Origin of the sequence: Aurantimonas sp. 22II-16-19i (assembly GCF_002088275.1) — a bacterium.
GTDB lineage: Bacteria > Pseudomonadota > Alphaproteobacteria > Rhizobiales > Rhizobiaceae > Jiella.
The window spans coordinates 91988-113586 of the sequence record NZ_AQQS01000008.1; the positions used below are offsets into that span (position 1 = coordinate 91988).

The 21599-nt window shown below is 68.9% G+C and carries 22 protein-coding genes; 12 read left to right on the plus strand and 10 right to left on the minus strand.

The features are described 5' to 3' along the window. Positions 1-9: 9 nt before the first annotated feature. The 6 genes from ATO4_RS09000 to coxB form a co-directional block, all read right to left on the minus strand. Entirely contained in the window at positions 10-888 is an 879-nt protein-coding gene (locus tag ATO4_RS09000; RefSeq protein WP_083591151.1) for a cytochrome c oxidase subunit 3, read from the minus strand. 110 nt (positions 889-998) lie between these two features. Beyond that, entirely contained in the window at positions 999-1616 is a 618-nt protein-coding gene (locus ATO4_RS09005; protein WP_083591153.1) for a cytochrome c oxidase assembly protein, read from the minus strand. Next, positions 1613-1750, minus strand: a complete 138-nt coding sequence (locus ATO4_RS27690) for a hypothetical protein (RefSeq protein ID WP_176222918.1) — start codon at positions 1748-1750, stop codon at positions 1613-1615. Before ATO4_RS27690 ends, ATO4_RS09005 begins: the two co-directional genes overlap by 4 nt. A 2-nt stretch (positions 1751-1752) precedes the next feature. Then, the gene (locus ATO4_RS09010; protein ID WP_083591155.1) at positions 1753-2694 is read right to left on the minus strand and encodes a heme o synthase; all 942 of its coding nucleotides are present in this window, start codon (positions 2692-2694) and stop codon (positions 1753-1755) included. Between the two features lie 284 nt (positions 2695-2978). Beyond that, positions 2979-4580: a cytochrome c oxidase subunit I gene (gene ctaD, locus ATO4_RS09015; RefSeq protein ID WP_083591157.1), complete on the minus strand. Its 1602-nt coding sequence runs from the start codon at positions 4578-4580 to the stop codon at positions 2979-2981. A 26-nt stretch (positions 4581-4606) separates the two neighbouring features. After that, positions 4607-5482, minus strand: coding sequence for a cytochrome c oxidase subunit II (gene coxB, locus ATO4_RS09020; protein WP_245308654.1), 876 nt, complete (start codon positions 5480-5482; stop codon positions 4607-4609). A 457-nt stretch (positions 5483-5939) separates the two neighbouring features. Between coxB and ATO4_RS09025 the strand changes: the two genes are divergently transcribed. Continuing rightward, positions 5940-6482: an invasion associated locus B family protein gene (locus ATO4_RS09025; protein WP_083591159.1), complete on the plus strand. Its 543-nt coding sequence runs from the start codon at positions 5940-5942 to the stop codon at positions 6480-6482. A 154-nt stretch (positions 6483-6636) separates the two neighbouring features. Then, complete coding sequence (gene tldD, locus ATO4_RS09030) at positions 6637-8055, plus strand: metalloprotease TldD (protein ID WP_083591161.1); 1419 nt, start codon at positions 6637-6639, stop codon at positions 8053-8055. Between the two features lie 48 nt (positions 8056-8103). Here tldD and ATO4_RS09035 read toward each other — a convergent pair whose 3' ends face one another. Beyond that, on the minus strand, positions 8104-8742 hold the full coding sequence (locus ATO4_RS09035) for a response regulator transcription factor (RefSeq protein ID WP_083591162.1): 639 nt from the start codon (positions 8740-8742) through the stop codon (positions 8104-8106). Further along, positions 8739-10106: a histidine kinase gene (locus ATO4_RS09040; protein ID WP_176222919.1), complete on the minus strand. Its 1368-nt coding sequence runs from the start codon at positions 10104-10106 to the stop codon at positions 8739-8741. The genes ATO4_RS09035 and ATO4_RS09040 overlap by 4 nt, the downstream gene beginning before the upstream one ends. Positions 10107-10427: 321 nt before the next feature. On the opposite strand from ATO4_RS09040, the gene ATO4_RS09045 reads away from it, so the two are divergent. The 7 genes from ATO4_RS09045 to ATO4_RS09075 are packed head-to-tail and all read left to right on the plus strand — an operon-like array spanning position 10428 to position 16494. Beyond that, on the plus strand, positions 10428-11357 hold the full coding sequence (locus tag ATO4_RS09045) for an AAA family ATPase (RefSeq protein ID WP_245308655.1): 930 nt from the start codon (positions 10428-10430) through the stop codon (positions 11355-11357). Further along, complete coding sequence (locus ATO4_RS09050; protein WP_083591165.1) at positions 11357-12358, plus strand: DUF58 domain-containing protein; 1002 nt, start codon at positions 11357-11359, stop codon at positions 12356-12358. Before ATO4_RS09045 ends, ATO4_RS09050 begins: the two co-directional genes overlap by 1 nt. Further along, positions 12342-12767, plus strand: a complete 426-nt coding sequence (locus tag ATO4_RS09055; protein WP_083591167.1) for a hypothetical protein — start codon at positions 12342-12344, stop codon at positions 12765-12767. Before ATO4_RS09050 ends, ATO4_RS09055 begins: the two co-directional genes overlap by 17 nt. Then, entirely contained in the window at positions 12764-13717 is a 954-nt protein-coding gene (locus ATO4_RS09060) for a VWA domain-containing protein (protein ID WP_083591169.1), read from the plus strand. Before ATO4_RS09055 ends, ATO4_RS09060 begins: the two co-directional genes overlap by 4 nt. Continuing rightward, complete coding sequence (locus ATO4_RS09065) at positions 13717-14643, plus strand: VWA domain-containing protein (protein WP_083591171.1); 927 nt, start codon at positions 13717-13719, stop codon at positions 14641-14643. The genes ATO4_RS09060 and ATO4_RS09065 overlap by 1 nt, the downstream gene beginning before the upstream one ends. Position 14644: 1 nt before the next feature. Continuing rightward, positions 14645-15286 carry a hypothetical protein gene (locus ATO4_RS09070; RefSeq protein ID WP_083591172.1) on the plus strand — a complete coding sequence of 214 codons (642 nt, stop codon included), beginning with the start codon at positions 14645-14647 and terminating at the stop codon, positions 15284-15286. Then, on the plus strand, positions 15280-16494 hold the full coding sequence (locus ATO4_RS09075; protein ID WP_083591174.1) for a BatD family protein: 1215 nt from the start codon (positions 15280-15282) through the stop codon (positions 16492-16494). The genes ATO4_RS09070 and ATO4_RS09075 overlap by 7 nt, the downstream gene beginning before the upstream one ends. Before the next feature lie 306 nt (positions 16495-16800). Here ATO4_RS09075 and ATO4_RS09080 read toward each other — a convergent pair whose 3' ends face one another. Further along, positions 16801-17310 (minus strand): MarR family transcriptional regulator, encoded by a 510-nt coding sequence (locus ATO4_RS09080; protein ID WP_083591176.1) that lies wholly within the window; start codon positions 17308-17310, stop codon positions 16801-16803. Between the two features lie 173 nt (positions 17311-17483). Further along, positions 17484-17906: a DUF6163 family protein gene (locus tag ATO4_RS09085; protein WP_083591177.1), complete on the minus strand. Its 423-nt coding sequence runs from the start codon at positions 17904-17906 to the stop codon at positions 17484-17486. Positions 17907-18130: 224 nt separating this feature from the next. Between ATO4_RS09085 and hemB the strand changes: the two genes are divergently transcribed. The 3 genes from hemB (at position 18131) to ATO4_RS09100 (ending at position 21565) form a co-directional block, all read left to right on the plus strand. Beyond that, complete coding sequence (gene hemB / locus ATO4_RS09090; RefSeq protein ID WP_083591179.1) at positions 18131-19153, plus strand: porphobilinogen synthase; 1023 nt, start codon at positions 18131-18133, stop codon at positions 19151-19153. Positions 19154-19724: 571 nt separating this feature from the next. Then, positions 19725-20573 (plus strand): ABC transporter permease, encoded by an 849-nt coding sequence (locus ATO4_RS09095; RefSeq protein ID WP_245308656.1) that lies wholly within the window; start codon positions 19725-19727, stop codon positions 20571-20573. Then, a complete protein-coding gene (locus tag ATO4_RS09100; protein WP_083591183.1) occupies positions 20570-21565 on the plus strand; it encodes an ABC transporter permease in 996 nt (331 codons plus the stop codon). The genes ATO4_RS09095 and ATO4_RS09100 overlap by 4 nt, the downstream gene beginning before the upstream one ends. Positions 21566-21599 lie beyond the last annotated feature (34 nt).

A 21599-nucleotide genomic window follows, 5' to 3' on the forward strand; every position in this document is an offset into this window, starting at 1 on the left:
CTTTCGGCCTCAGGCGTCGAAGACCGGCGCGCCCCAGCCGCCCCAGACATAGACGGCGAAAAACAGGAACAGCCAGACGACGTCGACGAAGTGCCAGTACCAGGCGGCGGCCTCGAAGCCGAAATGCTTCTGCGGCGTGAACTGCCCGGCCATGGCGCGGATCAGGCAGACCGTGAGGAAGATCGTCCCGATGAGGACGTGGAACCCGTGGAAGCCCGTCGCCATGAAGAAGGTCGAGCCGTAGATCGAGCCCGCGAAGGCAAACGGCGCGTGGGCGTATTCGATGTACTGGACGTAGGAGAAGATGACGCCGAGCACCACGGTCAGGGCAAGGCCGAGCTTCAGGCTCTTGCGGTCGTTGTGCAGCAGGGCGTGGTGGGCCCAGGTCACCGTCGTGCCGGAGAGCAGCAGCGTGATCGTGTTGAACAGCGGCAGGTGCAGCGGGTCGAGCACCTCGATGCCGACCGGCGGCCACTGCCCGCCGAGGACCTGCATCCGCTCCGCCTGGATCGCCTCGTTGGGAAACAGGCTGGCGTCGAAGAAGGCCCAGAACCAGGCGACGAAGAACATCACCTCGGAGGCGATGAACATGATCATGCCGTAGCGCAGATGCAGCGACACGACGCGGGTATGAGCGCCTTCCTGGCCCTCCTTGATCGTATCGGACCACCACGCATACATGACGTAGAGCACGATCGCGAGGCCGAGGAGGAAGATCCAGGGCGTGGCGAGATTGAGGCCGAAGAGAACGAACTCGGTCCCGCTGTTCCAGCGCATCAGGGAGACGGCGCCGATCATCATGATCAGCGCGCCGACCGACGCTACGAACGGCCAGGGGCTCGGATCGATGATGTGATAGTCGTGTTTCTTTGCGTGCGCGTCCGCCATGGCTCTCCCCGCTGTCTCCCACTCACCTGCCGGAACCGTCTCTACCCCAGCGGACCGAACGATTCCAGCATTCTCGTCGCGCCGCCCCGGCGGGACAGCGCCATCGTCAACTAACCGTTCCCTGCGCCCACCGGAGCCGGCGTCGGCGCCGCCACCACCGGTGCCGGGTCGTCCACCGGAAAGAAGGTGTAGGACAGGGTAATCGCCTGCAGGCTCTTCAACTCTTCGGTGTCCGCCATGTCCGGATCGACATAGAAGACGATCGGCATCTCGACCTTCTCGCCCGGCTGCAGGGTCTGGTTCGAGAAGCAGAAGCAGGCGATCTTGTTGAAGTAGAGCCCGGCCGCCTCCGGCGTCACGTTGAACAGCGCCTGCCCGGTGATCGCCCGGTCGGAGGTGTTCTCGACATGGTAGCTGACCGTCGACTGGGCCCCGAGATTGACCCGGACCTCGCGCTGGTTCGGACGGAATGTCCAGGGCAGCCCCTCGGCGACGTTGCCGTCGAAGCGCACCGTGACCTGCTTCTCGCTCACCGCCGCCGGCGCGGCTTCCGCCCGCTGGGTGGTGCCGCCATAGCCGGTGACCTGACAGAACAGCCGGTAGAGCGGCACCGAAGCAAAGGCTGCGCCGAGCATGCCGAAGGCGAAGGCCGCGCAGGCGACGGCGATGACGATGCCGCTCGCCCCGGCGTTGCGTCTTGGTGCCCCGTTCGTCCGCTCGTCGCTCATGATGCCATCTTCGCGAGTGAAACCAGGTAGAAGATCACGACGAGCGCGACGAGGACGACGCCGATGGCGATCGACCGGTTGCGCCGCGCCTTCTGCTCCGCTTCCGTCAGCTTGACCCTGTCCGGCTCTGCCAATGTCACGCTCCGCCCTGGAGGAACGACATGATCGCCGCGTCGACGAGCAGCATGGCGAAGAGGCCGAAGAGATAGAGGATCGAGAAGCCGAAGAGCTTCTTGGCCGGGAGCATCGCCACGTCACCGTCGGCCATCTTCAGGACGGCGAAGGCGTGGCGCAGGAAGTTGAGCCCGAGGAGGATCGACACGGCGCCATAGGCCGGGCCGGCATAGCCGAGCAGGAAGGGCGCCGCGCCAACCGGCGCCAGCACCAGCGAATAGGCGAAGATCTGGATGCGCGTCGTTCGCTCGCCGGAGACGTTCGGCAGCATCGGTACGCCCGCCGAGCCGTAGTCGCGCAGCTTGAAGAGGGCGAGGGCCCAGAAGTGCGGCGGCGTCCACAGGAAGATGATCAGGAAGAGGATCGTGCTCTCCACCGATACCGAACCGGTGGCCGCGGCATAGCCGATCATCGGCGGGAAGGCGCCGGCGGCGCCGCCGATGACGATGTTCTGCGGCGTCGAACGCTTCAGCCCCATCGTGTAGATGACGGCATAGAAGAAGATGGTGAAGGCGAGGAAGCCGGCGGCGACCCAGTTGGAGGCCAGACCGAGCAGGCAGACCGACAGGAGCGACAGCGACAGGCCGAAGGTCAGCGCCGCCTCCCCGCTCACCCGGCCGGTCGGGACCGGGCGCTGGGCCGTGCGGCTCATCATCGCGTCGATGTCGGCGTCGTACCACATGTTGAGGGCGCCCGCAGCGCCGGCCCCGATGGCAATGGCGAGGATCGAGATCACCGCCAGCATCGGGTTCATCTGTCCGGGCGCCACGACGAGGCCGCTCACCGCCGTCAGGATCACCAGCGACATGACCCGCGGCTTCAACAGCTCGATGAAGTCCCTCGGCTCGGCGAGGCTGACGGCCTCGCGTGTCGCGATGGATGGGTTCACGTCTACCAGGGTCACTTCACTCAACCTCGATCGTCGCCGGCCGGATCGTCGTCTTCCGGTCGGTTGTGTCGCCTGCCTTCAGGCGGAGGAGACGCCGCATTCCCATGCCGGCGCCGGCCCATCCGGGGATGGTCGCAACGCTGCGACCCATGATCGCCGCGCCTCATGCCCGCACTCGGTCTCGATCGCGCCAACTCCGGCGGCGAGTTCCGGCGCCAGGATAACCGGCGGGCGCTTGACTTGGCAAAGGCGCGCCCGTCGAAGGCGCGCCTGCCCATTCTCTTTGTCGCGTGCCCGGCTCAGCGGATGCGCGGCAGCTCTTCCCACTGATGGTAGGGCGGCGGGGACGGCAGCTGCCATTCCAGCGTGGTCGCGCCCTCGCCCCAGGGATTGGCGCCGGCGACCCGGCGCTTCGAGAACGCTTCGAAGACGCCATAGAGGAAGACCAGCACGGCGACGCCGGAGATGTAGGAACCGATGGACGAGATGAAGTTCCAGCCGGCATAGGCGTCGGGATAGTCGACATAGCGGCGGGGCATGCCGGCAGCGCCCAGGAAGTGCTGCGGGAAGAAGACGAGGTTCACGCCGACGAAGGTGAGCCAGAAGTGAATCTGCCCGATCCGTTCGTTGTACATGTAGCCGCTCATCTTCGGGAACCAGTAGTACCACGCCGCGAAGATGGCGAAGACCGCGCCCAGCGACAGGACATAATGGAAGTGGGCGACCACGTAGTAGGTATCGTGCAGCACCCGGTCCATGCCGGCATTGGCGAGCTTGACGCCCGTCACGCCGCCGACGGTGAACAGGAAGATGAAGCCGACCGCCCAGAGCATCGGGACCCGGAAGGAGATCGAGCCGCCCCACATCGTCGCGATCCAGGAGAAGATCTTGATGCCGGTCGGCACCGCGATGACCATGGTGGCGAAGACGAAGTAGCGCTGCGTGTTGAGCGACAGGCCGGTGGTGTACATGTGGTGGGCCCACACGACGAAGCCGACGACGCCGATCGCGACCATGGCGTAGGCCATGCCGAGATAGCCGAACACCGGCTTCTTGGAGAAGGTCGAGATGATGTGGCTGATGATGCCGAAGGCCGGCAGGATCAGGATGTAGACCTCGGGATGGCCGAAGAACCAGAACAGGTGCTGGAACAGGATCGGGTCGCCGCCACCGGCCGGCGCGAAGAAGGTCGTGCCGAAATTGCGGTCGGTCAGCAGCATGGTGATCGCACCGGCGAGGACCGGCAGCGACAGAAGCAGGAGGAACGCCGTCACCAGCACCGACCAGGCAAACAGCGGCATCTTGTGCAGCGTCATGCCCGGCGCGCGCATGTTGAGGATCGTGGTGATGAAGTTGATCGCACCGAGGATCGACGAGGCGCCGGCGATGTGCAGCGAGAAGATCGCGAGATCCACCGCCGGGCCCGGATGGCCGGAGGTCGACAGGGGCGGATACATCGTCCAGCCGGTACCGACGCCGTTGGAGCCCGGCGCACCCTCGACGAACATCGACAGCATGAGCAGCGGGAAGGCGGCGGCGAGCAGCCAGAACGAGATGTTGTTCAACCGCGGGAACGCCATGTCCGGCGCGCCGATCATGATCGGCACCATCCAGTTGGCGAAGCCGCCGATCAGCGCCGGCATGACCATGAAGAAGATCATGATCAGGCCGTGACCGGTGGTGAAGACGTTGTAGAGTTGCGGGTCGCCGAAGATCTGCATCCCCGGCTCCTGCAGCTCCATCCGCATCGCGACCGACAGGGCGCCGCCGATGACGCCGGCGCAGATCGCGAAGATCAGATAGAGCGTGCCGATGTCCTTGTGATTGGTCGAATAGACCCAACGCGTCCAGCCATGCGGCTTGTGATCGTCGTGGGCCTCGTGGGCGGCACCATATGCCATGATCGTTTCCCTCTAACCCGAAATCTTCAGCGCGACGCGACCGTGGCGCCGCGCTTGGCGGCGATCGCTGCGGTCAGCGCCTGGTTGGCGCCGTCGAGATCGCTGCCGGCGGCCTTATACCAGTTGGCGAACTCTTCCTTGGAGACGACCCGCAGCCCGATCGGCATGTTGGCATGGTTCTGCCCGCAAAGCTCCGAGCACTGGCCGTAGAAGATGCCTTCGCGCTTGGCCTCGAACCAGTATTCGTTCAGCCGGCCGGGCACCGCGTCGACCTTCACGCCCATCGACGGCAGCGCGAAGGAGTGGATCACGTCGCCCGAGGTCGACAGGATGCGGATGACGGTGTCGACGGGCACCACCATCTCGTTGTCGACGGCGAGCAGGCGCGGATACACCGAAAGATCGCCCTTGGCCGAGGTGGCCGCATCCTGGTCGGCGAGCGAATCGGTCAGCTGCGCCAAAGGATAGGAATCGAACGACACCGGCTCGGCCTGCGCCTCCTGCGAGGTGTCGCCCGGCTGGTATTCGTAGCCCCAGTACCACTGGTAGCCGGTCGCCTTGACCGTCAGCTCCGGCTCGCTCGGCGGATTGTACTGGGCGGTGAGCAGCTGGAAGGAGGGAATCGCCAGGAACAACAGCACGATCACCGGCGCCAGCGTCCAGATCACCTCGATCGTGGTGTTGTGGCTGGTGCGGGACGGCGTCGGGTTGCGGCTGGCGTTGTAGCGATAGATGCACCAGCCGAGCAGGGCGGCGACGAGGATCGTGATCGGGATGATGAAGGCCAGCGTGTAGTCGCTGAACCAGTGGATCTGCTCCTCGATCGGCGACAGCGCTTCCTGCAGGTTGATCTGCCAGTCATGCGGCTGGCCCGGCAGGACTTCGGCCGCATCCTGGGCCATCGCGGCACTCGCCGACGAGAGCACAGACGCCGCGGCAATGGTCGATCGTCTCACTCGCATGTTCTCCCTCACACGCACGCCGAAAACCGGATGGAGCACCCCAAGACTCCGCCCATACTGGCGCAGTTCCAGCGTAGAATCGTCCCAAACTCCGGAAACTCCGACGCTTCAAATCACGAAACCCGCCCGACCGCAACTCCATATCCCGCCTCGCCGGTTGCGGCAAATGTGCAGGCTGGAAATGTGCCGATCGCTGCCGTTCGACCTTTCGGCTCGCCGGGCCGCGCCTTCGCTGGCCGCCGCCGCGGAACGCCCGGGGCTTCCGCCCCGGCCGCTGGCGTCGTAAGTTCGCCGTCTGCGGGACGGAACCAGTCGCCTGCCGGCCAGCGCCGGGGCGAAACCTCGCCCGATGCCCCGAACCGCGGGGTGGCCCCTTGCAACTGATTCGGATGTTGAAATGACAAAAGCGCCGAGATCGCTCGCCATCGCCGTCTCGCTCGCGGTGGCCCTTGCCGGCGGCCTGTTTTCGGCGGGCGAGGCGGCCGCACAGGCCGGCGCGACCGGTACCGTGAAGTCGCGGCATGGCGCCTGGGCCGTCGTCTGCGACAATCCGGCCGGCGCCAGCGACGAGCAGTGCGCGCTGCTCCAGAACGTCGTGTCCGACAATCGGCCGGAGCTCAGCCTCTCGGTCGTGGCGCTGAAGACCGCCGACGGCAAGGCGCGCATCCTCAGGGTGCTGGCCCCCCTCGGCGTTCTCCTGCCGTTGCCGGACTACGGACTCGGCCTGATCATCGACGGCAAGAGCGTCGGCCGGACCCAGTTCACCCGCTGCTTCGCCGATGGCTGCTATGCCGAGGTGCCGCTCGACGACACGCTCCTCAATCTCCTGTCGACCGGCAAGGAGGCGGTGTTCACCTTTTTCCAGTCGGCCGAGCCGAATGGCGGCGTCGGCATCTCGGTCGACCTGGCCGGCTTCCAGGAAGGCTTCGGCGCCCTCTAGGCGCGCGGCACGGCGCCCGGCGTGGCATCGCCGAAGCCGAGACCCTATCTTGAGGCTCAATCTCGAGGCTCAACGGCCACCGGGCGCCGTCACGGCCCCGGCCTCGACGGACCCTCCACGTCAATGCGGCTTCGACCGCGAGGAAGAACAGCCCATGTCCATCTCCCTTCTCGAGCGCTTCGACCTCTCCCGCGAAGGCGTTGAGGCCGTGCTCGCCGACACGCTGAACGGCGCCGATGACGGCGAGCTGTTTCTCGAATATCGCGAATCGGAATCGCTGGCCTTCGACAATGGCCGGCTGAAGTCCGGCAACTTCTCGATCGACCAGGGGTTTGGCCTGCGCGCCGTCGCCGGCGAGGCGGTCGGCTACGCCCATGCGGGCGATTTTTCGGTCAGCGCCCTGAAGCGCGCCGCCGACGCCGTCGCCGCGGTCAAGACGGGGCACACCGGCACCGTCGCCGAACCGCCGGCGGGCACCAACGCGAAGCTATACGGCGACGAGAACCCGATCCCCTCCCCCGGCTTCGAGGCCAAGGTGAAGCTCCTCACGGAAATCGACGCCTATCTGCGGGCCAGGGGCGAGGACGTGCGCCAGGTCTCCGCCACCCTCGGCGCCACCTGGCAGACGGTCGAGATCCTGCGCGCCGACGGGCGGCTGGTGAAGGACGTGCGGCCGCTGGTCCGGATCAACGTCTCGGTGGTCTGCGGCAAGGGCGACCGCCAGGAGACAGGCTCCTACGGGGCCGGCGGACGCCGCGGCTTCGGCGAATTCCTCGCCGACGGATCCTGGCAGCACATCGCCGACGAGGCGCTGCGCCAGGCGCGGGTCAATCTCGAGGCGGTGCCGGCGCCGGCCGGCAGCTTCGACATCGTGCTCGGCGCCGGCTGGCCGGGCGTCATGCTGCACGAGGCGGTGGGCCACGGGCTCGAGGGCGACTTCAACCGGAAGAAGACCTCCGCCTTCGCCGGCCTGATGGGCAGCCAAGTTGCGGCGAAGGGCGTCACCGTCGTCGACGACGGCACCATCGCCGAGCGCCGCGGATCCCTGACCATCGACGACGAGGGCACGCCCACAAACCGCACCGTGCTCATCGAGGACGGCAAGCTGGTCGGCTACATGCAGGACCGGCAGAACGCCCGGCTGATGGGCATGGCCGCCACCGGCAACGGCCGGCGCCAGTCCTACGCCCATGTCCCGATGCCGCGCATGACCAACACCATGATGCTGGAAGGCCCGCACAGCTCCGAGGAGATCATCGCCTCGGTGAAGGACGGCATCTACGCCGTCTCCTTCGGCGGCGGCCAGGTCGACATCACCTCCGGAAAATTCGTCTTCGGCTGCACCGAGGCCTACCGGATCCGCAACGGAAAGATCGCCGAGCCCCTGAAGGGCGCCATGCTGATCGGCAACGGGCCGGAGGCCATGCACCGGGTCTCGATGGTCGGCAACGACGTGGCGCTCGACACCGGCATCGGCATGTGCGGCAAGCAGGGCCAGGGCGTGCCGGTCGGCGTCGGCCAGCCGCATCTGAGGATGAACCAGGTGACCGTGGGCGGAACTGAGGCGGCGTGACCCTGCCTTCGATCGTCCCGCATTCGGCCGAATCGGCGTCTACCGCAGCTACGGCCCGACGATTCCTGCCGAGAGCGCGATGTGGGTCAATAGCGCGTCGGTCGGGGCCGAAAGCTTGGCCCTGATCCGGTAATGGTTGTTCTGAACGGTCTTCAGGCTGAGGCAGAGGCTGTCGGCGATCGTCTCGTCGGTCAGGCCGAGCGCGATCAGCCTGAGGATCTCCGTCTCGCGTGGGCTGAGCCCGGCAAGCGGGTTGCGGCCGCAGTCGAGCCGGTCGCCGGCCAGCGCCAGCGAGATGTCGGCGCTGAGCGCCCGTCCGCCCGCAGCCACGGTTTCCAGCGCCCGGAGCAGCTCGCCCGGATCGCTGCTCTTCGTCACATAGCCCGCCGCGCCCGCCTCGAAGGCCTTCAGCGCATAAGCCGGGTTCTGATGCATGGTGAAGACCAGGAGCTTCGCCGCCGGGTCGAACTGGCGGATGTGGCGGATCGCGTCGAGCCCGCCCGGGCCCGGTAGCGACAGATCCACCACTGCAAGGTTCGGTTCATGGAGGCGATAGAGGCGATAGGCCTCGCCCGCCGTATCTGCCTCGGCGACGACCCGGAAGCGGCTGCGGCTCTCGATCAGCCGGCAATAGCCCTCGCGCACCACCGGATGATCGTCGACGAGGAGCACTGTCGCCTCACTCATGGCCTCTCATCCTTCTCCCATCGTTCCAGCGGTATCGTCGCTGCGATCCGCGTCCCGGTCTTCGCCGAGCGGATCGCCAGCCAGCCATCGAGGGCGGCGACCCGCTCGCGGATGCCGATGAGGCCACTGCCGCCCGTGTCGAAATTGCCGCCTCCGACCCCGTCGTCGGCCACGACGATTTCCAGCCTTGGCGAGAGGTCGGGCGATTCGATCCGAACGTCGATGTCCACATGCCGGGCATCGGCATGTTTGGCGGCGTTGGTCAGTCCTTCCTGGACGATCCGGTATGCGGTCGTGGCGATCTCTTCCGGCAGCGTGTCGACGATGGCCGGGCTCTCGATGCGGATCGCCGTGCGCCCGGCGAGCCCGGCATTCCATTCGCGCACCAGCGAACCAAGGCAGGCCCGGATTCCGAGTTCTGCGATATCGGGGGGTCGCAGGGTCGAAAAGGCGCTCCGCAGCGAAATCATCATGCGCTGGTGGATCCGCGCGAGGGTGCGGGCATCTTCCGCAAGACGGGGGCGTTCGTTTCCCGCCTCGCCTTCGATCGACGCCGTGATTGCCGTTGCCGCCGCCAGGCACTGGCCGAACTCGTCGTGCAGGTCGCGGGCGAGCCGCCGCCGTTCCTCTTCCTGGACGGCGAAGAGCCGCTTCATCAGCCCCTTGCGTTCCGTCAGCGACATCTCGAGCTGCGAGGCGAGATCGTCGATCGCGGCCGCGATCCGGTCGAATTCGCGCGTTCCCGAGCGGGGCAGGCGCCGCGACAACTCGCCTGCCTCAATGCGCCTGAGCGCTGCTACCAGCGCCGCCACCGGCTTGAGCGCTCGCGCCACGGCGACGGCCGAGAGAATCGCGATCAGGCCGGCCAATCCCGCCGCGAGCCCGCTGGCGATGCGCACCTGTTGCCAGATCCGCGTCGCCGCCGCCACGGGATCGATGATCGTCTGCAGCCGGTAGTCCGCCCCGCCATGGATCGGCACGGCCTGGTCGATCCGCGCGAACGGGCCGATCGTCGCAGCGAGCATCTTTCGGAACCAGCCGGGCGAAACCTCCCCGAAGACATTCCAGCCGGCGCAAAGCCGCCGATCGACGATGCCGGAGGCCTGGCGGGAGAAGATCACGCAGGTCCCTGGCGCCATGACGAGGACGATCTCGATGGCGTTCTGCGGTGACAGGGCAGGCGAAGGCGGCCCGCTGCCGAGGCGATGCATGCGCTCCAGCTGATAGGAGACGCGGGCTTGGGTCGCGGAAAGATCGGCCCGTATCGCCGCGCGCGTGTCGACGAGAATCCAGATGACGGCGGCGAGGAAGCTCACAAGCGCAACCAGCACCAGGCGGGAGACCAGCTTCACTTCGAGGCTCACCGGCGACCCTTCCTTTTCCCCTCGCCGCAACTCTTTGTCGCGCCGTCCCCGTCGCGCAGTCATTGGCGCCGAGGCGGTGCGGGTCCGCAAGGGCCGCCTGTGTCGCTCGGGCAAATTGCCCTGGCACGAACGGGCATTCTCATTTTCCTTACGCGGTTTCGGCGTGATAGTGCTTCCTCCCGTCGCGTGGGGGTCCGGCACCGCCCACCGCGCGGCGACAGGGAGGCATGATTGGATCATTCGCTCATCGAGGAGCGTGTGCCGTCCGAGGCGCCGGAGGGGGCGTCCGGCAGCTTCGACGCCGCAACGCCGCTCGCCAGCCTGCGCGCGAGCGTCGAAGCCGGGCTGATCGGCCGCACGTCGCTGGTCGAGCGGCTGATGATCGCGCTGCTCACCGGCGGTCACCTGCTCGTCGAGGGCCCGCCCGGCCTTGCCAAGACACGGGCCGTGAAGCTCCTCGCCGGCGGTCTCGAGGCCTCCTTCTCGCGCATCCAGTGCACGCCCGACCTGATGCCCGCGGACCTGACGGGCACCCAGGTGTTCCGCCCCGAGGCCGGCCGGTTCGAATTCGTGGAAGGGCCGATCTTCCACTCCCTCGTCCTCGTCGACGAGATCAACCGTGCGCCGCCCAAGGTCCAGTCGGCGCTGCTCGAGGCGATGGGCGAGGCGCAGGTGACCGCCGGCGGCGTCACCTACAGGCTGCCGCAGCCCTTCATGGTGGTGGCGACCCAGAACTCGATCGAGCACGAGGGCACCTTTCCCCTACCCGAGGCGCAGCTCGACCGCTTCCTGATGCATGTCCTCGTCGAGCTGCCGGATGCCGCCTCGGAGCTGGCGATCCTCGACCTCGTCGAACGCGAGGCCGCCGGCGAAACGCCGCCGCAGGCGGCGCCGCTGGAGACCAGCGCCCTCCTCGAGGCGCGGCGCCGGGTCGCCGCGATCCATCTCGCGCCGGCGCTGAAGGACTATGTCGTGCGCCTCGTCATGGCGACCCGCGACACCTCGTCCATCCCGGAGCTGAAGGGGCGGATCGAGCACGCCGTCTCGCCGCGCGGCTCCCTGGCCCTCGCTGCCGCCGCAAGGGCCCGCGCCTTCCTCGCGGGACGCGACTATGCCGTGCCGGAGGACGTGTCCGAGCTCGCCCCCGACATCCTCGCCCACCGGGTCATCCCGACCTGGCGGGCCAGCGCCGAGGGCGTTACCGGCCGCAGCCTCGTTCGCAGCCTCCTCGCCGCCGTCGAGCCGCTCTGATGCTGGCCCCGCTGCCGGATCCCGACGGCGATGCGGTCCGGGTGGATGCGGCCAAGCTCTTCGCCATGCGCCACATCGTCCGCCACGTTCCCGAGCGGGCGCTGGCGCCCACCGGCCGGCCGGGCGGCTTTGCCGGAAGGCGGCGCGGCAACGGCCTCGAGATCGTCGACGTCCGGCAGTTCTGCGACGGCGACGACATGCGCCACATCGATGCCGCGGCGACGGCGCGCACCGCCAGGACCCACGTGCGCACTTTTCGCGACGAGCGCGACCGGGCCGCCCTGCTGATCGCCGACTTCCGGGCGCCGATGTATTTCGGCACCCGCGTCCGGCTGCGCTCGGTCGCGGCGGCCGGCGCCCTGGCGCTGGCCGGCTGGCGCGTCGTCGAGGCGGGCGGGCGCGTCGGCCTCCTTTCGGCGGCGGCCGGCGAAACCCGCTTTCTGCCGCCGCGGCCGCGGGAGCGGGCGATGGCCGCCATCGCCGGCGACCTCGAAAGCGCCCACGCGGCGGGGGCGGAAGCTCTGGGCGCGGGGTTGCACCGGCGCGAGCCGAGCCTTGCCGAGCTTCTGGAGGAGGCCGTCGGCCGGGCCTCTCCCGGCACGAGCCTCCTCGTCGCCACCGGGCTCGACGATGCCGGAGAGGATTTCTACCGGCTTGCCGGCGCCGCCTGCCGGCGGTTCTCCCTGACGGTGCTCCTGGTGCGCGACCGCTTCGAGACCGCGCCGCCCGAAGGCGCCTATCCCTATCGCATCGCCGGCGAAGCCGGCGCCGGGCCGATGGGCTGGGCCGTCGTCGCCCGGAGCCGGGGCAGGGGCAGGGGCAAAAACGATGCCGGAACGCCCGGCGCCACCGGCGCGAGCGGCGAGCGTCCCAGCGACCATCCCGACGAGCGCGTCGAACGGCTCGCATCCGCCGGCGTGACGGTGCGCCGGGTTGCATCCGATGGCGGCTGGGAGGCGATCGCCGCCGATCTGGAGGGGGTCGATGGCCGCCGATCCTGATCTCGTCGCGCAGCTGCGGCCCGTCCGCCTGCCGCCGGACTTCACCGCCTACGACTGGCATGGCGGGCTGGCGATCTTCGCCCTGGCGCTGGTCGCCGGCCTTGCCCTGGCCTTCGTCCTGCGCGTCTTCACGAGGCCGAGTATCTCGGCGAAAGCGGCCGCGGCGCGGGAGCTCGCGCTCGCCCGCAGCCTCGCCCCGGATCAGCGGCTCGTGCGCCAGTCGCGGCTCGTCGCCTCCCTGAGACAGCGGGCGGAGGGGAACGGCCGCCACACCGAGGCGGCGCGCCGGCAGCTCGCGGAGATCCGCGCGGCGATCGACGCCGAACTCTACCGGCCGAGCCCGAGCCTCGATCCGGACGCCCTCGACGCGGCGATCCTGCAGACCTTCGGCAGGAGGGGAGGACGATGATCGGCTTCGCGCTCCCCCTCGCCTTCCTTCTCCTGCCGCTGCCGCTGCTGGCGATGCGCCTCCTGCCCGGCCGCGAGGCGGCGACCGGCGCCCTCGTGCTGCCAGACAGCCTCGCCCGGGCGCTGCCGTCCGCCGCGCAGGGCGGCGTCCGCGTCAGGGCCCGGCGGGCGGTGCCCCTGCTCCTCTGGCTCTGTCTCGTCACGGCGCTCGCCGGCCCGCAGCGGCTGGAGGCGGTGGCCGCGCTGCCGGTCTCCGGCCGCGACCTGATGCTGGCCATCGACCTGTCGGGCTCGATGGAGCAGGAAGACTTCACCCTCGACGGCGTCACCGTCTCCCGGCTCGAGGCGGTGAAGGCGGTGGGCAGGCGCTTCGTCTCGGGGCGCGGCGGCGACCGGGTCGGCCTCGTGCTGTTTGCCGAGAAGGCCTATGTCGCAACGCCCCTGACCTTCGACGTCGCGGCGGTCTCGCGGGCGGTGGACGAGGCGGCGATCGGCATTTCGGGACGCTCGACCTCGATCGCCGGCGGCCTCGGCATCGCGCTGAAGCGGCTGGAAAAGGGCGACGCCCGCTCGCGCGTCGTCATCCTTCTCTCCGACGGTGCCGACACCTCCGGCAATGTCCTACCGGCCGACGTCGCCAAGCTGGCGAAGCGCCTCGGCATCCGGGTCTACACCATCGCCCTCGGCCCGGAAGACCAGGAGACCCGCCCCAACGATCCCGATGCGGTCGACAGCGCGACCCTCAGGCTGATCGCCGAGGAGAGCGGCGGCCGGACGTTCCGGGTCAGGGACACCGCCGACCTCGAGGCCGTCACCACGGCGATCGACCGGCTCGAGGCGAGCGGCCTCGACCGGCCGCCGGCGACGGTGCGGCGCGACCTGTGGATCTATCCGGCATTCGCGGCCTTCGCCTGTTCGCTGTTCCTCGTCGTCAGCCGGCGGGCGCTGTGATGGCGACGCTCGGCTCCCTCGTCCTGCTGCGCCCGCTCTGGCTGCTAGCCCTGCCGGCGCTCGCCGCCCTCGCCTACCTCGCGCTGCGCCGCGCCCGCGGCCTCGGCGCCTGGGAGCAGGCGGTGGATCCGGCCCTGATGCGGGCGATGGTCCGTTTCGGCCGGGTCGTTCCCGGCCGCGGCCGCAGGCTCTTGGTTCCCGCCGCCATCGCCGCGCTGGTGGCGCTCGCCTTGTCCGGGCCGGCGCGGCGGATCGCCGACCCGGAGACGTTCCGCAATCTCGACGGCATCGTCCTCGCCATCGATCTGTCGCGCTCGATCGTCGAGGGAGACGGCCTCGCCGACGCGGCGGCCGCCGGTCAGCTCGTCCTGCAGCGCGCCGCCGGACGCCCCGTCGCGATGATCGTCTATGCCGGCGAGGCCTATGTGGCGAGCGCCTTCACCTCCGATGCCACGGCCCTGTCGCCGCTCCTCGCCGTCCTCGACGGCGAAGTCGTGCCCAATCCCGGCTCGCGCACCGACCGGGCGCTGGCGCTGGCGGCCCGCATGTTCGCCGAAGCCGACGTCCTGAAGGGCGACGTCGTCCTCGTCACCGACGGCGACAATCTCTCGCCCGACGCCTTCCAGGCGGCCCGCGACCTTGCCGGGCGCGGCATCCATGTGGACGCCTATCTGGTGCGGCCGAGCGCCGAGAACGGCGACCTGCCGCCGCCCGACGGCGCCGCCTTGCAACGGCTGGCCGAGGCGGGCGACGGCAGCTTCGGCGAGGCCAGCGATCCCTTCGCGCTTGCCGACGCGGTCGGCCGGCGCAGCGCGAGCGAACTCGCCAAAGGCGACACCGCCGCCCTCTTCTTTGCCGATTTCGGCCGGTATCTCCTGGTGCTGGCGCTGTTTCCGGCGCTGCTATTGTTTCGCAAGGCCAATTGAGATGCGCCTCGTCCTCGCTCTCGTCTGCCTCACCGCCGCCGGCGCCGCGGCGCTCGCCGCCGGGCCGGAGGCCTTCGGCAGGCTGGCGCTCGATCTCGGCGCACCGAAGCTGGCGCTGCCGCTTCTCGGCGACCCCCATGCCCGCGGCGTCGCGCTCTATGCGGCCGGCGACTATGCCGGGGCGGACCGCGCCTTCGCCGAGGCCGGCCGGGCGGCCACCTACGACCGCGGCCTGACCCTTGCGGCGACCGGCGAATACGCCCTCGCGCTCGCCTATTTCGAGGCGGTGCTCTTCGTCGACCCGGCCGACGCCGACGCCCGCTTCAACCGCGATCTGGTCGCCGCGAAGGTGCCCGACGTCGTCGGCGAGTCCAACGCGATCGACGGGGTCGCCGCCAATGCGGTGGCCGACGGACCATCGGAAGCCGCCGCCTCGGAGCGCGACCTGATCCAGGCCAAGAGCATCGCCATCCAGCTGAGCGTCCTCGACCCGCGGGTGAAGAGCATGACGGCGGCGAGCGAGAGCTGGCTGGCGACGCTGGAGGACGAGCCGGCGCTCTATCTCAAGCGCCGGATCAAGGCGGAGTATCAGCGCCGCCAGGATCTCGGTCTCGCCAATCCCCCGGAGGACACGGCATGGTAGGCCGGCTGACCGTCACGCTTCTCTGGCTCGTCTTCATCGCCGTCGCTGCGGCGTCCAAACCTGCCGCGGCAGCGGATCTGACGCTGACGGCGACGATCGAGGCGGACGCGCCCGAGCCCTATGTCGGCGAGATGGTGCTGGTGACCCTCAAGGGCGACTACGACGCCTTCATCACGCTGGAGCGCTTCGAGGGCATCCAGCTGGCGAACTTCACCTGGCTGCAGCTCGGCCGCGACACCTGGTCGAAGGGCCGCAAGAACGGCCGCGAATATACCAGCGTCGAGCGCCGGCTCGCGCTCTATCCGGAAAAGGCCGGGACGCTCGCGATCGGCCCGTTCCGCCACCACCTGACCATCGACGACGGCAAGGGCCGGCGCAGCGAGACCGTCGTCGTCTCCAATGCCGCCAGCCTCACCGTCCGGCCGAAGCCCGCGACCATCGCCGACTGGTGGCTGCCGGCGCGCAACATCACCATCGACGACCGCTTCGACATGGACACGGCAAGGCTCGCCGACGGCGCGACGGCGACGCGGACCGTGACGATCACCGCCACCGGCCAGACGGCCGGCGCCCTGCCGCCGCCGCCGAAGGTGGTGGCGCCCTGGCTGATCGCCTTCATCGCCCCGGAGGTCCGCTCGACGCAGATCACCCGCGACGGCCCGGTCGCCACGGTGCGCTGGCAGTGGCGGATGCGCCCCTCCAAGGCCGAGCCGGGACGCCTGCCGGCCTACGACATTCCCTGGTTCGACACGAAGAGCCGGCAGATGCGCAACGTGGTGATGAAGTCGCGCCGCTTCGCCTATGCGACGATCACCGCGCCCGAGGGGGAAGTCGCCCGCACCGGCCTTGCCGCCTGGCTGGTGCCGCTCGGTCTCGGCCTCGCTTTGCCCGTCGCCGCCGGGCTCGCCGGACGCCGGCCGCTGCGACCGCGCGAGATTCTCGCCCGGCTGCGGGCGCGGCTGCCCGAGCGCGATGCCCTGTCGATGCGGGCCGCGCTCCTGCGCGGCGACGCGCGCGCCTATCGGACGATCGCGGCCCGGCGCCTTTCGCGGCGCGGCCTGTCGCCGGAGAGCGAGCTCGCGGCGCTGGATGCGGCCTTGTTCCGGCCCGCAGCGGACACGCCGGAGGATTGCGGGCCGGTCGACCTGAAGTCGCTCCACCGCCGGCTGCGCAGGCGGTTCGCCGAGGCTGGCGCGGCGGGAGCATAGAGCATGATCCCGAAACGTGGGAACCGGTTTTCGGAACCGATCATGCGACAACAAGAGGAGTGAGCGGGATGTCGATCGAAGCCGATCTCATCGCGCTCTAGCATCCGACCTTCGGACAGGAGGCGAGAGCGTCGGCACGATCGCGGGATCGCCGCCCGCTGCCCGAGCCAGAGTGTCGGCGGCGCGACACCGGTGCTCGGCCGGGAGCATGGGCCGGACGGCAGCCCTCCAACGCCGACCACGCCCGCGGGGCTTGCGCTCCGGGGCGGGTGGCGACGGTTCGGTGAGGTCAGGCAGCCGAGCCGATCAGAGGCGATAGAGGATCTGGTCGTTCCAGAACCGGTCGAGACGCTGCAGCGCCTTGTTCATCTTGGAGAACTCCTGCTCGTCGAGACCGCCGACCTTGTCGATCGAGCCGATGTGGCGGTCGTAGAGTTCGGCGACGACCCGGGCGATCTCCATGCCGCTCTCGGTGAGCGACACCCGCACGGCGCGGCGGTCGACGCGGGACTTCTGGTGGTCGATGAAGCCGAGTTCGACGAGCTTCTTCAGATTGTAGGAGACGTTCGATCCGAGATAGAAGCCGCGGCTGCGCAGCTCGCCGGCGGTCAGCACCGAATCGCCGATGTTGAACAGGAGGAGAGCCTGCACGGCGTTGATGTCGGTGCGACCGGCCCGGTCGAACTCGTCCTTGATCACGTCCAGGAGCCGGCGGTGCAGCCGCTCGACCAGTTGCAGGGTCTCCAGATAGAGCGACTTCAGTTCCGTCTTCTCTTCCTGGACGGGAACCATCTGCGTCTTGTTGGTCGTGACCATGATCTTGCTCCGCTGTTGAAGTGATGGATTATTGTTTTTTCTATCCATCTTGGAGACCAATCTACGCGGCGCATCTAAAATTCGACTTAAACCTCAGACTTAACACGATCTTACGGCGATCGAACGAATTTCTTGCTTAACGATTTTCGCCCTCCCCGCATCCTCGCGAGCCCTCACCGGCCCGTCCGCCGGCTGTCCTCGCGCCAGGCGACGACCCGCAGGGCGGCCAGCATGCCGAGGCCCCAGGCGTGGGCGGCGAGGCCGAGGAGGTTCTCGCCGAAGAGAGCCGGGAAGCCCAGATGCATCACCGCCTCGATGATGGCGATGAGCACCCAGATCACCCCGCCCCAGCCCGCCGTCATCCACAGTCCGATGCCGGCGACGGGATAGAGCACCGCCAGCGCGGGGGCCGCGATGCGCCACCAGATCGGCATCAGGTCGAAGCGGCCGAGATGGACGGGGTCGATCCCGATCAGCCGGGCCCAGTAGAACACGCCGACGCCGAACAGCAGCAGCCCGGCCAGCCGGCAGAGCCAGACCGTCAGTCGGCGATTGAGGCTGGTTGCCGGGGTCTCGCCCGCAAGCTCGATGGTCATGGATGGCCTCGCCTCGGGAACCGGCACGCTGGGACCAGGCGGCTCGGCTCCGGTTCCGGCCCGTCCGCCGGGTCGCGGACCTTAGTTCCCGGCAATGGCCAAGGTCAATCTTGCGGCAATCGCCGCGAGGGCATACGCAGAAAAGCGCAACGACCTCTCCGCGCTTCGCTCATCGCGCGGCCGCACGCGCCGGACGAGCGCGTTCGCAACAACGGACAGCCGCCATGACGAATCACTTTGTTTCGATCACCGACCGCATCGACACCGCGACGGGAGGCATGCGCCTGCGCCGCCTGCGCCAGGCCGACTGGAGCCGCCGGCTGGTCCGCGAGAAGGTGCTGTCGCCCGCCGACCTGATCTGGCCGATCTTCGTGCGCGAGGGCTCCGGCGAGCCGCAGCCCGTCGCCTCGATGCCGGGCGTCTCGCGCCTGTCGGTCGAGGATTGCGTCGAGGCGGCGAAGCGGGCCCGCGATCTCGCAATCCCCGTCGTCGCGCTGTTTCCCTATACCGACCCCAGCCTGCGCGACGAGACCGGCAGCCAGGCGCTCAACCCCGACAACCTGATCTGCCGGGCGACCCGGGCGATCAAGCAGGCGGTCCCCGAGGTCGGCATCATGTGCGACGTCGCCCTCGACCCCTATACCAGCCACGGCCATGACGGGGTGATGGCGGGAGACCGCATCCTCAACGACGAGTCCGTCGAGATCCTCTGCCGCCAGGCGGTCGTCCAGGCCGAGGCGGGCTGCGACATCATCGGCCCATCGGACATGATGGACGGACGTGTCGCCTGCATCCGGAGCGCGCTCGACGAGGCCGGCTGCCGCGACGCGATGATCATGGCCTACAGCGCCAAATACGCCTCCGCCTTCTATGGCCCGTTCCGCGAGGCGGTCGGCTCCGGCGGCATGCTGAAGGGCGACAAGCGCACCTACCAGATGGACTACGGCAACAGCGATGAGGCTGTGCGCGAGGCGGCCCAGGATCTCGCCGAGGGCGCCGACATGATCATGGTCAAACCCGGCCTGCCCTATCTCGACGTCCTCGCCCGCCTCGCCCGGGAGTTCGGCGTGCCGACCTTCGCCTACCAGACCTCCGGCGAATATTCGATGATCATGGCGGCGGTCCAGAACGGCTGGCTCGACGGCGACAAGGCGATGGTCGAGACGCTGACCGCCTACAAGCGCGCCGGCGCTTCCGGCATCCTCACCTACTTCTCGCCGAAGATCGCCGAGATGATGCGGGGATGAGGGATGCGGGGGTAGCTCCGCCTCTGACGCTCGCACGATGACGCGGGATCGTTTCAGCGTCGTCATCCAGGGCTTGCCCCCGGATCCATGCCTCTGCGCCCGACCCGCCTGATCCTTGCAGAAGGGCCGTTCTGTCGGCCACCGTCGCCTCAGCTTCCGCGATCTGGAATGGGTCCCGGGTCAAGCCCGGGATGACGAGGCGGTGATAGCTCCGCCCGTTCTGCGACGTCGATCCGCCGGGCAGGCTGGCGGCGGTCACGCCTGAAAAGAGACGTACAAAATGCGGATCGGGTCGTCGGTGAGAAGCGGCTCACCAGCGGCAGATGCCCGGAACGCCCCCTCCCGTCGTCCTCTCCGCCCCGAGACACGCCGGGCACCCCGCCGTCGCATCCCACCCTTGACCTTTTCCAGTCTCCCGGCGACGGTGGGCAATGCCCGCATCCGATGCGCCGCGTTCAGCCGGAAGAGACCTGCCATAAGCGCTTCGCCGCCCATCGCCGCACCCTATGCCGGCATCGGTTCGTCCGGGCCGGTCGCCCGCTTCGTCAGGCGCCGCGCCCAGGGCCGCACCATTCCCGTTCTGGCGGTCACGCTCGCCATCATCGCCGTCTGGTATCTTGCCGCGATCGGCGTCAACTGGGCGACGGAGACCGACAAGCTCGCCCGGGCCGGCGGCTACACCAGCCTCGACGTCGTGGCCGCGACTTGGTCCGCCCAGCGCCCGGTGCTTCCCGCCCCGCATCAGATCGTCGCGGAAGTCTGGAAGACCACGGTGGAGGTCAGCCCGACCTCGCCGCGCTCGCTCATCTTCCATAGCTGGGTGACGCTCTCCTCCACCCTGCTCGGCTTCGTCTTCGGCTCCCTGCTGGGGATCCTCATCGCCGTCGGAATCCTGTTTTCCAGGACACTCGACAAGACCCTGATGCCCTGGGTGGTGATCTCCCAGACGATCCCGATCCTCGCCATCGCGCCGATGATCATCGTGGTGCTGAATTCCATCGGCATCCAGGGGCTTCTGCCGAAGGCCTTCATCTCCACCTATCTCTCCTTCTTTCCCGTCACCGTCGGCATGGTGAAGGGCCTGCGCGCCCCCGACCACATGCTCACCGACCTGATGCGGACCTATTCGGCGAGCCCGCTGCAGACGCTTCTCAAGCTGCGCTTCCCGGCGTCGCTGCCGTTTCTGTTCACGTCGATGAAGGTGGCGGTTGCGGCGAGCCTCGTCGGGGCGATCGTCGGCGAGCTGCCGACCGGCGCCGTCGCCGGCCTCGGCGCGCGGCTTCTCGCCGGCTCCTATTACGGCCAGACCATCCAGATCTGGTCGGCGCTGGTCATGGCCTCCCTGATGGCGGCCGTGCTGGTCTGGCTGGTCGGGCTCTGCGAGCAGGCGGCCCTGAAGCGCCAGGGAGCGCGGCCATGAGCCCCGCCCGCCTCGCCCCGGCCCTTGCCCAGCCCTCGGATGGCAAGGCACCGCCCGCCGGCCGGATCGGCGCCCTGGCGCTCCTCGCCGGCCTCTTCGCCCTCGCCGCCCTTGCCCTCCTGCCGGACGGCGGATGGCTGCTCGTCCTGACGTCGCTCGCCTTCTGGGCCTCGGCCTCGGCGCTCACCGCCGCGATGGCGCGCCTCGAGCCTAAAACGACCATCGGGCGTCGGGCGCTTCTGCTCCTCATCCCGCTGGTCTTCGGCCTGACCCTTCTCCTCCTCTGGGAGTTCGCGGTGCGCGGGCTCGCCGTGCCCTCGGTCCTGCTGCCGCCGCCGTCCGCCATCGCCGCAACGATCGCCGCCTCGGCCCACCTCCTCTGGGCGGACTTCGTCCAGACCTTCCTCAAGGCCGTCCTCGCCGGCTATGCGATCGGCTGCGGCGCCGGCTTCCTTGCCGCGCTCCTCGTCGATCGCTCGCCCTTCCTGAAGCGCGGCCTCCTGCCCATCGGCAATCTCGTCTCGGCGCTCCCCATCGTCGGCGTCGCGCCGATCATGGTCATGTGGTTCGGCTTCGACTGGCCCTCCAAGGCGGCCGTCGTCGTCGTCATGACCTTCTTCCCGATGCTGGTGAACACTGTGGCGGGGCTGAACGCTTCCAGCGCCATGGAACGCGACCTGATGCGCACCTATGCCGCAAGCCACGGCCAGACGCTGATGAAGCTGCGGCTGCCAGCGGCACTGCCCTTCATCTTCAACGCCCTGAAGATCAACGCCACCCTCGCCCTCATCGGCGCCATCGTCGCGGAGTTCTTCGGGACGCCCATCGTCGGCATGGGCTTTCGCATCTCCGCCGAGATCGGCCGCATGAACACGCCGATGGTCTGGGCCGAGATCGCCATGGCCGCCCTCGTCGGCTCGCTGTCCTACGGCCTCGTGGCGCTGATCGAGCGGCGCGCGACCTTCTGGCATCCGTCGATCCGCAAGGGATAGGCGCGCCGTCACCGCAACCAGCAACAGGGAAACA